Genomic DNA, 15,061 nt, shown 5'->3' on the forward strand with positions numbered 1-15,061 from the left:
GAGAGTAGAGGTAGGTATGGAGTACGACCTCAGAAGCTCATCACCAGACGGCGCTGATGACAGTTGATGGGACTCAACCCAAGTCAACCGACAGACTTAAACCACAATATAAGCCTACCTCGGCACTACTCCCCCTCAGAATGTTGTTTTGGAATTGTGGCTCCACAACATACCTACCTGGGTAGTGCTCCTCTTCTGCAAAAAGCATAATTGTTTGTACAACAGGGTGACGAATTGTCTTGCCACCGCTTTCGCATTGAACGTGTTTATCCTCTTAATGTCAATGCGAAATTTACGGGTTAAAGACGATAGGTTCGGTTTGTGAGGCTGGTATGACCTGTCGACTTTTTGCGCATTGCTGCGCTGGATGAATTCGATTATGGTGAAGAGATAACAACAAGAACACCCTCATGATTCAAAAGGAGTTGCCAATGACTTACCAAAGTTTTATCCCCCCTCGCCGTATTTTGATGGGCCCTGGTCCATCCGATATTTCCCCACAGGTACTGCAAGCTTTGAGCCGCCCGACGGTGGGCCACCTTGACCCGCTTTTTATCCAGATGATGGACGAACTCAAGCAGCTGCTTAAATACGCCTTTCAGACCAACAATGAGTTTACGATTGCCGTCTCGGCACCAGGCAGTGCAGGTATGGAGACCTGCTTTGTTAACTTGATTGAGCCGGGGGACAAAGTCATCGTCTGCCGCAATGGCGTGTTTGGCGAACGCATGCGAGAGAACGTGGTACGCTGCGGCGGTGAAGCGGTGCTGGTCGATGATGACTGGGGAGCGCCGGTTTCGGTAGAGAAAGTTCGTGATGCATTGCAGGCGCATCCTGATGCCAAGCTCCTCGCGTTTGTCCATGCGGAGACATCGACAGGGGCATGCAGCGATGCGAAGACGCTGGGCGCGCTTGCTAAAGAGTTCAATGTATTGTCGATTGTCGATGCGGTGACGTCATTGGGTGGTGTGCCGCTCAAAGTCGATGAGTGGCAACTTGATGCGGTCTACTCGGGCAGTCAAAAGTGCCTCTCTTGTACGCCGGGCCTCTCTCCTGTGACCTTCTCCAGTGCAGCGATTGAGAAAATCACCGCCCGTCAAACACCGGTGCAAAGTTGGTTTTTAGACCAAAGTTTGGTACTTGGTTACTGGAGTGGAGAGGGCAAGCGTAGTTACCACCACACAGCGCCCGTCAACAGTCTCTATGCACTGCATGAAGCTTTGCTGATGCTCAAAAATGAAGGGTTAGAAAACGCGTGGCATCGCCATCAGCAGATGCACAACAAGCTCAAGACCGGCTTATTGGCGCTCGGCTTTGAGTTTGTGGTGGAAGAGTCCGCACGCTTGCCGCAACTGAATGCGATTTATGTTCCTGAGGGGATTGATGAAGCCCAAATACGCAGTCACCTTCTTGATACGTACAATCTGGAAATTGGTGCCGGGCTTGGCGCATTGGCGGGCAAGGCGTGGCGGATTGGCCTAATGGGCTATGGTGCGCGTGAGGAGAACGTCGCACTCTGTTTACAAGCGCTTAAAGAGTCGCTCGGATAGAGTCGCTCGGATAGAGTCGCTCGGCGAATAATTTGCCCTGTTAATCATTGCAGATGGCTCTCCAGTTCGGAGAGCCTTTTCTTATCTACTTTTTGTTTTCTTTTTATTCTTCGTCTGTACGAAGCAGTGCGTCCGTTGTCGGTGGCACGTATTGCACGTCTGAGAAATCGCGCCGCGGAAACAGAAACTGCGCTTCGGCTCGGATTTGCTCCGCCTTTTCACTGTCATTCAAACCTTGGTAGGCCAGAATCAAGTTGTTGTAGAATGCCGGTCTTGGTTTGTGGGTAATCACGCCCAGCGACCAATCCACGTACGGTTGAATAAATTCAGGGTTTTGCTGGTGCAGGCCAATATTGAGATAGGTGCTGTAGATGTCCCAGTCAAAGCGCTCCTGCCAGACAATCGGGTTACTGACTCGGTTAAGGATATCCGGATCTTTCGGTTTGGAGAGCTCAAACTGCGTCAATATGTAGTTGGTGTGCAACGTGGTGACCATGTAAAACGACGTCACCAGCGGCAAGACCAAACTTGCTACGCGCAGTCCAGTCTGCGATACGATGCTCAATTGCGCGTATCGGTAGGCGCGCTTACGTTGGTCGACCCAGTAAATCAATAAGATAAAGGTTAGCCAATGAATCGCTGAGTGATAAAACGGATATTCTAATTGGGTGTGGAGCACGATGGGGATAAAGAGCGAGAAAATCGCCAAACGTGTACCATTCTTCGCTGCGTAGATGCGATACAGCACCAAAATGGCCGCGATCAACATAGCCAAAATCGGCAGCACGCCCCCCTCTACGCCCCAATATAAGGTTTCGTTGTGTGGGTGATCCATTGATGCAAGCCCAGGCGGGTAACTGGCGTTGAGCTGATGTTGACGCGCCGTATAGACCAAGTATTCAGCTTCAAAGCGTCCGTAACCATAGCCAGTAAATGGCTTTTCAATCAGCATATCGAGCGTCTGAGGGAAGGTGTATTGTCTGGGCCCTTCTAGATTCACCTTTCGCTCTGCCAGGGTGTTGTTCTCACCGACTAACGTGGTTCCTAAGCCAATGGTGACGCCAATAAGCACAGAGACGAGCCAACCGACGGCGCGTTTTTTGGTGGCAAAGCGCATCAAATAAGGGATCAGCAGCACGACGACCAGTAGCGCACTGAGCCAACCCGTCCGAGAGGCGAGCACTACCAGTAGGGGCAGCACGATGGCCGGTACCAGATAGAGCAGCGCCACATGGCTGACTTTGCGTTGATATTTAATGGGTTGACGGGTCAGCAAATAGCCAGACAGCGCAAGCCCTGTGGCTAAGAAGCTCGCCATGACGTTCGGTTGCTGAAATATGCCGTAAGGACGATTGGCGTCGGTGTTGTAGCCAAAGGGATTGCCGGGTTCGAGTACTAGGTACTGTACCCAGCCAAACAAGGCCTCAATGAACACGGCGATAACCACAAACCACAACAGCCTTTGACGCTGAGGGTTACTAAAACGAAATTGTTGCAGCACGGCAAACAGCAAAAAACCGGCCCACAATCCGCTTAATCGCGCGACCGACAACGACAGCTCAGAGTGCGGATAGAGCACGGGCACGGTCATGATTACACAACAAAGAAACAGACCTATGGTCAATTTGTTGTAACGAATTTGGCCACGTGTCCCAACTTGATAAAGCCCAAGAGCGATAGCGACTGAGCTCAGCAGCCAAGTGGGTGGGTTAAAGGCAAGTGCCAAGCCTGAACCGCCTGGGTTCGGCATGAAGAAATGCATCGCGACAAGGTAGACTAGGCCAATCATAGCCAAGAAAGGTTTCGTTATAGGGCGAGCTTGTGTGCGTGCTTGAAGCTGCGTGCCTGCCACGTGGGTGGTTGCCATAGTGTTCCTTTCCAGCAAATAAAACGGGCTGGCACTAAGAAGCACGCCAGCCCGTTTACTTTACTATTTTTTTATTCACTTTTACTACTATTGCTTACTTTAACATAGGCTTAAGGAAGCGCGCCGTGTGTGAGCCTTCGACTAAGGCCACATCTTCCGGTGTTCCGCTTGCAATAATTTCACCGCCGCCTTGTCCCCCTTCCGGCCCCAAATCGACGATCCAGTCTGCAGTTTTAATCACATCGAGGTTGTGCTCAATCACCACAACGGTATTGCCGTGATCACGCAGGCGGTGCAACACGGCTAACAGCTGCTCGATATCGTGGAAGTGCAAACCTGTGGTCGGCTCATCGAGAATGTAGAGTGTTTTGCCGGTATCGCGCTTAGAGAGCTCACGCGCCAATTTAACGCGCTGCGCTTCCCCCCCGGAGAGGGTTGTGGCCGCTTGACCTAGGCGAATGTAAGACAAGCCCACATCCATCAAGGTTTGCAACTTGCGAGCAATCACAGGAACTGGATCGAAGAAGGTTCGTGCGTCTTCGACCGTCATCTCTAACACTTCGTCAATGGTTTTGCCTTTGTAGCGCACTTCTAAGGTTTCGCGGTTGTAGCGTTTGCCTTTACAGACGTCACAAGGGACATACACATCTGGCAAGAAGTGCATTTCCACCTTGATCACACCATCACCTTGGCAAGCTTCACAACGCCCGCCGCGCACGTTGAAACTGAACCGGCCCGGTTTGTAACCACGAGAGCGTGACTCCTGTGTGCCAGCAAACAGCTCACGAATGGGGGTAAAAATACCGGTGTAGGTCGCTGGATTTGAGCGCGGAGTGCGACCAATCGGGCTTTGATCGATGTCGATCACCTTATCAAAATGTTGTAGCCCTTTGATGGTTTTATACGGCGCGGGTGTGGCGGTCGTCGCACCATTGAGCTCGGTGTGGGCAATTTTAAAGAACGTATCGTTGATCAAAGTCGACTTGCCTGAGCCAGACACCCCGGTGATGCAGCTAAACAGCCCGACAGGGAGCTCGAGCGTAACGTCTTTGAGGTTGTTGCCCATCGCGCCAATGAGTTGCACGACTTTTTTCGGATCCTTAGGCGTGCGCTCCGTTGGAACTCGGATCTGCTTTTGACCGCTGAGGTATTGGCCCGTGAGAGAGTTCGGATTGGCAATGATCTCTTCCATAGTGCCTTCTGCCACTACATTGCCGCCATGAACGCCCGCGCCCGGACCGATATCAATCACGTGATCCGCCATACGGATGGCGTCTTCATCGTGCTCAACGACGAGCACGGTGTTGCCAAGATCGCGTAGGTGAGTCAACGTCTTGAGCAGGCGCTCGTTATCACGCTGATGAAGACCAATAGAAGGCTCATCCAACACATACATCACGCCAACTAAACCGGCACCAATTTGACTGGCAAGACGGATCCGCTGCGCTTCACCACCGGAGAGTGTCTCGGCGCTGCGGGATAGGTTGAGGTAGTTGAGACCGACATTGACCAAAAACTGCAAGCGGTCGTTGATCTCTTTCATCACTTTTTCGGCAATTTGTGCGCGCTGACCTTCCAGAGTCAATTCATGGAAGAAGGTCAGTGCATCGGCAATGCTGAGTTCGACAATTTCCGGCAGCGTCGTATCGCCAATGAACACATTGCGCGCTTCAAGGCGCAGTCGGCTACCGTCACAGCTGCTACAGGTTTTGGTTGAAATGTACTTGGCCAAATCTTCGCGTACCGAGTTAGATTCAGTATCGCGATAGCGGCGTTCCAAGGTATTGAGAATGCCTTCAAACGGATGACGTTTAACGCGAATATCCCCGCGATCATTGATGTAATTAAACTCCACTTCCGTTCTGCCAGAGCCGGTTAGAATCACATCGCGAATTTTCTTTGGCAGAGACTGAAAGGGTGCGTTCAGGTCAAACTGATAATGGTTGGCGAGCGACGTCAGCATTTGGAAATAGTAGTAGTTTTTCTGATCCCAACCTCGGATAGCACCCTCTGCCAAACTGAGTGACTCATCCAAAATCACGCGTGCAGGGTCAAAGTATTGCTGAACGCCAAGGCCATCACAGGTATGACAGGCGCCGGCTGGGTTGTTGAACGAGAACAAGCGCGGTTCAAGCTCTTGCATGCTGTAGCCACAATGGGGACAAGCAAAGTTAGCAGAGAACACGATCTCCTCGTCATTGCCCTCCATCGGCGCGACCACTGCAATCCCGCCCGACAGCTCTAGGGTGGTTTCAAACGATTCGGCTAAGCGCTGCTGCAGGTCGGCTCTCACTTTAAAGCGATCGACCACGACCTCGATGGTGTGTTTCTTGTGCAGTTCTAGCGTTGGTGGATCGGATAAATCGCAGGTTTCCCCATCAATACGGGCGCGGATAAACCCTTGCGCTGCCAAGGTTTCCAGCGTTTTGACGTGCTCGCCCTTACGCTCTTTGACAATCGGCGCCAGCAGCATCAGTTTTGTCCCTTCTGGCATCGCCAACACTTTATCGACCATCTGTGAGATGGTTTGCGCGGCGAGTGGAACATGATGGTCAGGGCAGCGCGGCTCACCCACACGTGCGTAGAGCAGACGCAAGTAATCGTAGACCTCAGTGATGGTGCCGACGGTTGAACGAGGGTTGTGTGAGGTGGATTTCTGCTCGATGGAAATGGCAGGAGAGAGACCTTCAATGTGGTCGACGTCGGGCTTTTCCATCAAGGACAAAAATTGACGCGCGTACGCCGAGAGTGATTCCACGTAGCGTCGTTGCCCTTCGGCATAGAGCGTATCGAACGCCAGCGAGGATTTACCTGAACCGGATAGGCCTGTGATGACAATCAGCTTATCGCGTGGGATGGTGAGGTTGATATTTTTTAAGTTATGGGTGCGCGCACCGCGGACTTCTATCTGATCCATTGTTATCACTCAGGGCAAAAAATAGTGGCACAAGTATTACATAGTGTGAGCAATGTGCAAATAAAATACTGGATGGAAGAACAGTGTTTGGGTGATGGGTGATGGGTGATGGGTGATAGGTGGTGGGGTGGGAGATTAGTAGAGAAGGCGAGTAGGTGGGGGCCTACTCGCACTGAATCTAGAGAGATTAGCTCTCTTTGGTTGTAGCTTGTTTACCTAGCTCAGAGGTTTTGGTGTCTTTTAGGTAGAGGTTTTCGAAGCAGTAGTTGGTCGCTTCGATGTAACCTTCGACGCTACCACAGTCAAAGCGTTTGCCTTTGAATTTGTATGCCAGTACGCAGCCTGCTTTGGCTTGTTTGAGCAGCGCGTCGGTGATTTGGATTTCACCGCCTTTGCCTGGCTCAGTATTTTCGATCAACTCAAAGATGTCTGGAGTGAGAATATAGCGGCCGATGATGGCAAGGTTGCTTGGCGCTGTGCCTTTTTCTGGTTTCTCTACCATGTCGTCAACGCGGAAGATGTCGTCTTTGATCATTTCACCAGAGATAACACCGTATTTGTGGGTTTCATCTTCTGGCACTTCCTGTACAGCAACAATTGAGCAGCGGAACTGCTTAAATAGCGCGACCATTTGTGCCAGTACGCCTTCTTGCTCATTGACACACAAGTCATCCGCGAGAACAACGGCAAATGGCTCATCGCCAACCAGCTCACGCCCGGTGAGGATCGCGTGGCCAAGGCCTTTCATTTCACGCTGGCGAATGTAGGTGAAGTTAGCACTGTCGATGATGTCACGAATATCGACCAGTAACTCTTCTTTGTTGGTGCCGCTGATTTGGTGCTCAAGCTCATAGTTCTTATCAAAGTGATCCATGATGGAATGCTTGCCACGGCCTGTCACGATGCACATGCCATTCATGCCGGCCTGAATCGCTTCTTCCACACCGTATTCGATCAGTGGCTTGTTCACCACTGGCATCATCTCTTTTGGCATGGACTTGGTGGCAGGAAGAAAACGCGTCCCATAGCCCGCTGCGGGGAAGAGGCACTTTTTAATCATGAGTAATACCCTTTTTTAATTTTTTAACCCAGTGAGCGCCGTAAAAACTGACGTGAACGACGTAATCACACTTTGCGATGTGATTGATGGCCGATACCTTACCATGACTGTGGGAAATGGCGAATGAAAGCGTTCCTTGTCGGCCTTAAAATGTGCGGGTGTGAGCTCATTTGTGTTTGTATAAACGATAGCGGTATCAGAGATTGGCTTTGGCCCACTCCATCGCTTGGACTCGATTTCGCACCTTGAGTTTTTTGTAGGCTTGATAGAGGTGCGATTTTACCGTGAATTCGCTGATGAACAGGTCCTCGGCGATCTGTGCATTGGACGCGCCACTCTTAAGGCAGCGCAGAATTTCTAGCTCGCGCATGGTGATGTCGAGCACCACTGTCGCCGTTTGGCTGCTCATCACCGTGCGATAGTGATAGAGCAATTGTGCAGTGACTTTGCGAGGTAACCAATTTTCACCATTAATGATTGCCGCGCAGCCTTTGGCAATGACCTCTGGGGTGTCGTCGCAGTAAAACAGACCCTTGAGATGTCCAAACGTCAATAATTCATCGGTGGAAAGGCGCTGATACAAGTTAATCAAAATCACTTCAAAGTGTTTGTTCAAAAGCGGTAGCGCTTCGATTTGCGCTTGTTGTTGATGCACAAATTGGTAGTCAAATATCAAAATCCGATGGCGTTCTTGTTGCAGGGCCAACATTAGCTCTGATGGCTCCATACGATGGATGGTCATTCGTAGCGCCCGTTGGATATCATCGATATGCGGGTGTGGGTCATTTTTGTTATTGCAAATAAAATGCAGTGTGCGAGCGTAAGACGATTTGGGCATGGCAGACCTATGAGTCGGTGAATCGAGTCGTTAGCGTGGTACAAAACCGCATCAAGTGCGATTTAAGACCGTCGCTTTGCGTCTCGCTTCAAGTGCAAAAGTAATCGATGGATAGCTCAGCAGCAATCTGACGTGAGTTTGCTCGAAAGAATATCGGCGTGGGATTGGCGCGGGCTCGCAGTGTGTCCATCTTGATAAGGAATTCTTGATGAAGGATTCTTGTGAAGAGAAGCTGAGAAGAGAATCTTGGGATAGAAATTTATCAGCGCGTCAAAGCGTGTTATTCTAATGCGCTATTTAGGTATCAACACTCAAATTTGGACGGAGCGAATCATGGCGACCCGCGGAGTAAACAAAGTAATTTTAGTCGGTAACCTGGGCGGTGACCCGGAAGTACGTTACATGCCTAGCGGTGGCGCAGTGGCAAACATCACAATTGCAACGTCTGAAAACTGGCGTGATAAAGCGACCGGTGAGCAGCGCGAAAAAACGGAATGGCACCGCGTGGCACTGTTTGGTAAGTTGGCAGAAGTCGCAGGTGAGTACCTGCGTAAAGGCTCTCAAGTCTATATTGAAGGTCAACTGCAAACACGTAAATGGCAAGATCAAAGTGGTCAAGACCGTTACACGACGGAAGTGGTTGTACAAGGCTACAATGGCGTGATGCAGATGCTAGGTGGCCGTGCTCAAGGCGGTGCGCCAGGTCAAGGTATGGGCCAGCCACAGCAGCAAGGTTGGGGTCAGCCGCAACAACCGGCACAGCAAGCGAGCCAGCCTTCTCAGCAATACGCTCAGCCGCAACAAGCCCAACAGCCAAAACCTCAGTACAATGAGCCACCGATGGATTTTGATGACGACATCCCGTTCTAAGTCATTAGTTTTAGAAAAAAGCCGCGAATGTCGCGGCTTTTTTGTATAGTGACTAAAATCAAGCTATTACTTGCTGTCATTGATGGTCATCGAGCCTTGTTGGTCGGGATCGATGCTCACTGTTAGGAAAGGAACTCCGAACGCATGAGGTACACCCCTACCTTAAAATTGAGCACTCGCTTAGTCGCTTTTGTCACCATGATAGTGATCATTGCGATGTTCATTCTATTTCTCGGTGGTACGCTCTCGTTTCGCAGTCTAGGTCAGCAGTATCTCGATCAATCCTTGCAGGGAATCGTTGAGGTCGTGGACAAGGAGATGGAAGACCCTGACGCTGCCTACTCTCTCCAACGCTGGATGCCTAAAATGCTCCAAGCGTCGAATGTCGTCGAAATGGAACTCTCCTCCTCGTACGGCGTGATTTACCGTTTCAAAGACACGTCGTCCAAAGTCGAACCCGCACTTTTATATCAGCAATCGTATCCGCTCGAGCGCAATGTCGGGTATCAGATCGATTTTAAAGCGGTGCCTCCTTATATTGGCTATGGCTACTCGCTGCAAGCCATGTGGTCAATCACCATGGCGATTGGTTTGGTTATTTTCTGTTTGATGCAAGGGGTGAAATGGCTGAAAGAGCAACTTTCGGGCAGCGAGCGGCTTGAAGAGCGCGGGCGGATGATTTTGGCGGGGCGAGTGGAAGAGTACGCGAAAGGTGACCCCACAGAGTGGCCTTACACCGCCAGTCAGGCGCTCGATACCTTAATTGAAGAGTTGCAAGATGCGCGTCAAGAGCGCAGTCGATTTGATGCCTTTATTCGTACTCAGACGTTTCTTGATCAGCTGACCGGAACGGCAAATCGTGTCCTCTTTGATAGTAAATTGGAGTCAGCATTATCTGAAAGTGGCTCAAGAGGTGGCATTTTGCTGCTCAGAGTTGATGATTGGGCGCTGATTCGAGAAGAGTACGGTGAAAAGCTTGCGAATGACTTTCTTATCGAGGTCGGAGAGGGGCTGAACAATGTGATTCAACGCTATCCTGATCTGATTTTGTCGCGCTACTACCAGTCAGACTTCGCGATTTTTGCCCCGCATTTGTCGAATAAAGAAGTGGCGAACTTGGCGAGTGCCGCGCTCAAACAATTGGCGAAATTAACTCCGCCCAACCCGCTTGATAAAGACAACTGGGTTCATATTGGCGTGAGTATGTATCACGAGGGAGAAAGTCAGGGCAGAATCATCGACGAGGCGGAAACCGCGCTGAAAAGTGCTCAGCTGCAAGGCAATAATACTTGGAGCCGATTCAACAAACATACCTCTCCTGAAGAAGACCGAGGTAACGTTCGTTGGCGAACCTTACTCGATATGGCATTGGCACCCGATAAGCTGCTGGTGTTTGCGCAGCCTTGTTATTTGCTGACGGAACAGCAAGAGACCCAGCTCGATCATTTTGAACTGTTCGCGCGCATTAATGATCCCGAAAAAGGGGTACTTAAAGCGTCGCGTTTTATTTCTGCCGTAGAGTCAGTGGGTTATGGCGCCACTTTAGACAAATCCATGTTGACCTTGGTGATAAAGAGAATAAAATCTCAGCATTCTTCAGTATGTTATTCTCTTAACCTCGATGTGACGCCGTTCGCGGAGCGAGAGTACTTCAAGTGGTTTCGAGATGAGTTGTTACAATTGACTATTGCTCAGCGCGGCCAGTTGATGTTTGAGTTTTCTGAAGCTCGTCTGGTTAAGCATTTAGATTATATGCGCCCGGTGATCAAAGTGATGTCTGGCTTAGGGTGTCGGGTGACGGTCGGTCAGGCTGGGCGCTCCATTGTGAGTACACACTACTTAAAAGATCTCTCTATCACCTATTTAAAACTGCATCGCGGTTTGGTTAAACAGATCGAGCAACGGCATGAAAATCAGCTTTATATCCGTAGTATGCTTGGTGCGTGTGCGGATAAGGAAACGCAAGTCATCGCCGTTGGGGTAGATAACAAATTAGAATTTAGAACCTTACTTTCTCTTGGCGTCGAGGGTGTACAGGGGCGGCATTTTGAGGAAGAGCGTCAGCTTATTCCGGAAAGATCGGCGACTCAGTCCATCTCACCTCCACCCAAAGTGCAAGTAGGCCGTAGAAATCGTTGGCGGAAAACAAGCAGCTAAATGGACATTAAATCACTGATTGGTCACTTCAAACCAAAATCAAAAAGCGCGCCCAGTTTGTCGGTGGTGGTGCAGCCTAGTGCGCTGCATTTGTCGCTGCCCGAGCATGCGGAGCAAGTCGTTGAGCTCGCTTGTGATAGCCAAAATTGGCAAGAGATACTCCTTAATGCACTTAAGCAACATAAGGTGTCTCAAGGGGCGGTCAATGTCGTGCTTCACTCTGGCTTGTACCAAACCTACCAGATAGAAAAACCGAAAGTGCCTGAAGAGGAGCTCAGCGCCGCCCTACCGTTTTTGATTAAAGATCTGATTTCTGAAAAAGTGACCGATGTGTTGGTGGACTCCACACCGATGCCAACCAGCAGCAAGCTGCAAGTGTATGTCACGCAGAAAAAAATGGTGCTCGGACTCTATCAATCACTCAAATCGCTAGGGTTAACGCTCAATGCTGTGGCCGTGGAAGATGAGTTGTGGGCGCATAGCGCAGGTGAACTGACGCAATTTCTCTTGCTGCAACGTGCCAAGCAAGGACAATTTAAGATCAGTGCATTCGTTGATGGGCACAGCGTGTTTCAGCGCACCATTCGCGGTATCACGCCGCCTTTGACTGGGGTGGCCAGCAGTTTATTGCAGCTAGATAGCATCGCACTGGAATTACAACGTTCGGTGGATTACCTCTCTTCACAGATGCGCTCGCTCTCTTTGCATCAGATGAAAGTGTGTTGTGATGAAGAGGATCAGCAAGAGATCGCCGATGCGCTCTCTGAGCGCCTGAGCGTTAAAGTTGCGCCACTGAATGATGAGTCGGTGGAGTCGGCCCATGTGCTGCTGCGTGCTGCGCAGCAAACGGTCACTACGGTTAACCTCTTCCCTGACAGCCTCAAACCGAAGAAACAGCGCTTTACCTTAACCAATGTCGCCATCGTGTGGGCGGCGTTACTGGTGGTTTGTGTGTTGCTCTACGGTTATGAGACCATGCAGCAAGGCCAACTCGGTAAAGAGTTGGCACAGTGGAAACAACAAGAGAGCAGTTTGGACGTCGAAGCGAAAGCGCTGACAGAAAAGCTCGCCAAGCACAAACCTGATGCTGCCAAAGTGGCAGCGGTAGAGCGGCTGAAGCAAGAAATTGCCGCCACGCGAGATTCACTCCATGCGGTCCGTCAATTTGATCAGTCTGCGCAAGTGGGCTACTCCGGGGTGATGCGTTCGCTATCCGAATTAGCCAGAGACGATATCTCACTCGACTCGATCGCTATCTCATCCTCGTCACTCGATCTTAAGGGCTTGGCAAGAGAAGCTGCAGCGATTCCAAGCTGGGTGAGAGAATTTAAATCCGAACTCAATTTGGTCGGGCGTTCGTTTGAGCAGTTGAGTATCGGCCGTAATGAGCAAGACATCATTACGTTTGAGCTGAAAACAAAAGGAGAATCCAAATAGTGGCTAAGGTATGGATTCAATGGAACGATAAGTTTGCCAAGCTCAGCGCAAGAGAAAAGTGGCTGATCACTTTGTGTGGCGTGGTGTTGATCGTCATGGTGATGTTTGTCTTGTTGATAGAGCCTACGATCAAGGCCAACGAGCAACTGAATCGTCAAGTGATGACCAGTAAAGCCAACGCGCAGCGCCTCGAAGGGGAAGTGCTGCTCATGACGGCGAAGCTCAAACAGGATCCTAACCAAGCGATCAACCAAGAGTTTGAGCGTTTGTCTATCGAAAGTCAGGCGCTGTCAGAGGAGTTGGCGAAAACCATTGAGGGATTGCTAACCCCAAACCAAATGGCGCAAATGCTTGAAAGCGTGTTAGCCAGCAGCAAAGGTCTACGATTGGTCTCTTTGCAGTCGCTCAAAGCGGAGCCGATTATGCGTAAAGGCAATCAAGGTGAGTCGGGCTACTATCTTCACCCTGTACAAATTGAGCTCACTGGCGACTTTTTCTCTATCGTCACCTATCTCGAGACATTGGAGTCCATGCCAAGCAAGTACTATTGGCGACGCTTTCACTATTCGGTCGAAAGTTACCCAACCGCGCGCTTGGTGATGGAAGTTTACACCCTAGGGACAAGGCAGGAGTTTATTGGTGGTTAAGCAGCTTGTTTTGGCCGCCATCGCGGCATTTGTTGGCATCGCGTTGCCCTCACAGGCATCCGATGATCCTACCGCGCCCCTTGGCTGGGTGAAACCCGCAGAGGTGGCGGTGGCCACCAAACCGAAACGCCCACCGTTGCCCAAAGTGCAAAGTATTGTCTGCCATGAAATGAGCCCATGTCAGGCGGTATTAAGCGGGAAAGTGGCGCAGCGTGGAGATACCGTGAACGGGTATCGAGTCAGCCGTATCGAGCCAGAACACGTGGTGCTCGCTCGCGGGAATCAGCAGTGGACACTGTCGATGTTCACACTAGATATTAAGCAATAAGGTCAGTGGAAGGATATGCGTAAACTTGCCATAGCAATAACAATAACATCTCTGGTGGGCTGCTCGATGGGCCATCGCGATCCGGTTGAAGTCAAAGCGGCCTTGAATGAATCCATCAATGAATCAAACAGTCGCGCCTTGACCGATTTGCCTCCGGAAGTGAGTGCAGACTTGATGCCTGAACTGAGTGACAGCGGAGCCAATCGCGCCAAAACCTTAAAGCGTTTTCGCGTTAAAGCGGACGGTGTTGATGCGAAAGCGTTTTTCACCAGTTTAGTGGTAGGGACAGAATTTAGTGCCGCCATCCATCCAAGTGTTGCAGGTAATATCACTCTGAATTTAACCGATGTGACCATGGATGAAGTGCTGGCGGTGGTGCGCGACCTCTACGGCTATGAGATCAGCAAATCGGGCAATGTGATTCAGGTTTACCCTGCGGGGCTTCGAACCGTGACCATTCCTGTCGATTACTTGCAGTTTACGCGTTCAGGGCGCTCGTTGACCTCGATCACGACGGGAACCATTACCAATACAGACACCAACTCATCGAGCAGCTCCTCCAGTTCGAGCTCCTCGTCGACTCGTTCGGCAAGTTCAACTAAAGGTGGAACGGAAATTGAAACCACCAGTGAAAGCGATTTCTGGCCACAGCTGCAAACCGCCGTCTCACAGCTGATCGGTAATGATCGTGGCCAAAGTGTGGTTGTCACGCCGCAAGCCAGTGTGATTACCGTACGCGCGTATCCTGACGAAATTCGAGAAGTGCGTAATTTCATCGGCGTCTCACAACAGCGTATGCACCGCCAAGTGATCTTGGAAGCCAAGATTTTGGAAGTCACCTTAAGTGATGGCTACCAGCAAGGGATCAATTGGTCGAAGGCGTTTTCATCCAACGGCACCGATTTTAGTTTAGGTCAAGGGAGTATTAGTGGGGATGGAAGTGTCTCAACTTTACCTGGACTTGATGCCATTGGAACCTTGTTGGGGGGACAGACTAATTTGGTGATTTCTAGCGGGAGTTTTGATGCTGTGATCAGCTTTATGGCTACACAGGGAGATTTGAATGTCTTATCTAGCCCACGAGTAACGGCATCAAATAACCAGAAAGCGGTCATTAAAGTAGGTACTGATAGTTACTTCGTCACCGATTTTTCGACAGATACCGATTCGAGTAGCTCTACAACAACTACTTCAACGGATGTTGAGTTAACGCCTTTCTTCTCAGGTATTTCATTGGATGTTACGCCACAAATTGACGATCAAGGCAATGTATTACTCCATGTCCACCCTGCTGTGATTGATGTCAGTGAGGAGACTAAAGAGATAACCTACGGCAGCAATAGCCTCACATTACCTCTTGCCACTAGTTCCATTCGAGAGTCGGATTCGG

At 50.4% G+C, this 15,061-nt stretch carries 11 protein-coding genes and 1 riboswitch; of the genes, 7 read left to right on the forward strand and 4 right to left on the reverse strand.

Features of this window, described 5'->3' with window-relative positions; translation table 11 throughout:
• Window positions 1–25: 25 nt before the first annotated feature.
• Window positions 26–203, reverse strand: a riboswitch (Lysine riboswitch).
• A gap of 228 nt (window positions 204–431) precedes the next feature.
• Window positions 432–1,550: a pyridoxal-phosphate-dependent aminotransferase family protein gene (locus AC6R0R_RS03080; protein ID WP_500625657.1), complete on the forward strand. Its 1,119-nt coding sequence runs from the start codon at window positions 432–434 to the stop codon at window positions 1,548–1,550.
• A gap of 103 nt (window positions 1,551–1,653) precedes the next feature.
• Here the strand turns inward: AC6R0R_RS03080 and AC6R0R_RS03085 are convergent, their stop codons facing one another.
• The 4 genes from AC6R0R_RS03085 to AC6R0R_RS03100 all read right to left on the reverse strand — a co-directional run bounded on the left by AC6R0R_RS03085 (window position 1,654) and on the right by AC6R0R_RS03100 (window position 8,232).
• A complete protein-coding gene (locus AC6R0R_RS03085) occupies window positions 1,654–3,417 on the reverse strand; it encodes a PglL family O-oligosaccharyltransferase (RefSeq protein WP_500625658.1) in 1,764 nt (587 codons plus the stop codon).
• Between the two features lie 94 nt (window positions 3,418–3,511).
• A complete protein-coding gene (gene uvrA, locus AC6R0R_RS03090) occupies window positions 3,512–6,334 on the reverse strand; it encodes an excinuclease ABC subunit UvrA (protein ID WP_500625659.1) in 2,823 nt (940 codons plus the stop codon).
• A 187-nt stretch (window positions 6,335–6,521) separates the two neighbouring features.
• Window positions 6,522–7,394, reverse strand: coding sequence for a UTP--glucose-1-phosphate uridylyltransferase GalU (galU, locus tag AC6R0R_RS03095; protein ID WP_500625660.1), 873 nt, complete (start codon window positions 7,392–7,394; stop codon window positions 6,522–6,524).
• A 196-nt stretch (window positions 7,395–7,590) separates the two neighbouring features.
• A complete protein-coding gene (locus AC6R0R_RS03100) occupies window positions 7,591–8,232 on the reverse strand; it encodes a LuxR C-terminal-related transcriptional regulator (protein WP_500625661.1) in 642 nt (213 codons plus the stop codon).
• Window positions 8,233–8,565: 333 nt separating this feature from the next.
• Between AC6R0R_RS03100 and AC6R0R_RS03105 the strand changes: the two genes are divergently transcribed.
• The 6 genes from AC6R0R_RS03105 to AC6R0R_RS03130 all read left to right on the forward strand — a co-directional run.
• Complete coding sequence (locus AC6R0R_RS03105; protein ID WP_500625662.1) at window positions 8,566–9,102, forward strand: single-stranded DNA-binding protein; 537 nt, start codon at window positions 8,566–8,568, stop codon at window positions 9,100–9,102.
• 144 nt (window positions 9,103–9,246) lie between these two features.
• Window positions 9,247–11,259 carry an RNase E specificity factor CsrD gene (csrD, locus tag AC6R0R_RS03110; RefSeq protein ID WP_500625663.1) on the forward strand — a complete coding sequence of 671 codons (2,013 nt, stop codon included), beginning with the start codon at window positions 9,247–9,249 and terminating at the stop codon, window positions 11,257–11,259.
• Window positions 11,260–12,696, forward strand: coding sequence for an MSHA biogenesis protein MshI (locus AC6R0R_RS03115; protein WP_500625664.1), 1,437 nt, complete (start codon window positions 11,260–11,262; stop codon window positions 12,694–12,696).
• Entirely contained in the window at window positions 12,696–13,343 is a 648-nt protein-coding gene (locus AC6R0R_RS03120; RefSeq protein ID WP_334555028.1) for a type II secretion system protein GspM, read from the forward strand. Before AC6R0R_RS03115 ends, AC6R0R_RS03120 begins: the two co-directional genes overlap by 1 nt.
• Window positions 13,336–13,671 carry an MSHA biogenesis protein MshK gene (locus AC6R0R_RS03125; protein WP_500625665.1) on the forward strand — a complete coding sequence of 112 codons (336 nt, stop codon included), beginning with the start codon at window positions 13,336–13,338 and terminating at the stop codon, window positions 13,669–13,671. The genes AC6R0R_RS03120 and AC6R0R_RS03125 overlap by 8 nt, the downstream gene beginning before the upstream one ends.
• A gap of 15 nt (window positions 13,672–13,686) precedes the next feature.
• Window positions 13,687–15,061 (forward strand): pilus (MSHA type) biogenesis protein MshL (locus tag AC6R0R_RS03130; protein ID WP_500625666.1); only part of this gene is annotated, 1,375 nt, incomplete at its 3' end.

This window comes from Vibrio sp. R12-SW3-ISO1 (assembly GCF_059834005.1).

Coding starts and splice junctions, on each gene's coding strand:
- AC6R0R_RS03100 (WP_500625661.1), bottom strand. CDS start 8,232: ATGCCCAAATCGTCTTACGCTCGCACACTGCATTTTATTTGCAATAAC.
- AC6R0R_RS03085 (WP_500625658.1), bottom strand. CDS start 3,417: ATGGCAACCACCCACGTGGCAGGCACGCAGCTTCAAGCACGCACACAA.
- csrD (WP_500625663.1), top strand. CDS start 9,247: ATGAGGTACACCCCTACCTTAAAATTGAGCACTCGCTTAGTCGCTTTT.
- uvrA (WP_500625659.1), bottom strand. CDS start 6,334: ATGGATCAGATAGAAGTCCGCGGTGCGCGCACCCATAACTTAAAAAAT.
- AC6R0R_RS03115 (WP_500625664.1), top strand. CDS start 11,260: ATGGACATTAAATCACTGATTGGTCACTTCAAACCAAAATCAAAAAGC.
- galU (WP_500625660.1), bottom strand. CDS start 7,394: ATGATTAAAAAGTGCCTCTTCCCCGCAGCGGGCTATGGGACGCGTTTT.
- AC6R0R_RS03080 (WP_500625657.1), top strand. CDS start 432: ATGACTTACCAAAGTTTTATCCCCCCTCGCCGTATTTTGATGGGCCCT.
- AC6R0R_RS03105 (WP_500625662.1), top strand. CDS start 8,566: ATGGCGACCCGCGGAGTAAACAAAGTAATTTTAGTCGGTAACCTGGGC.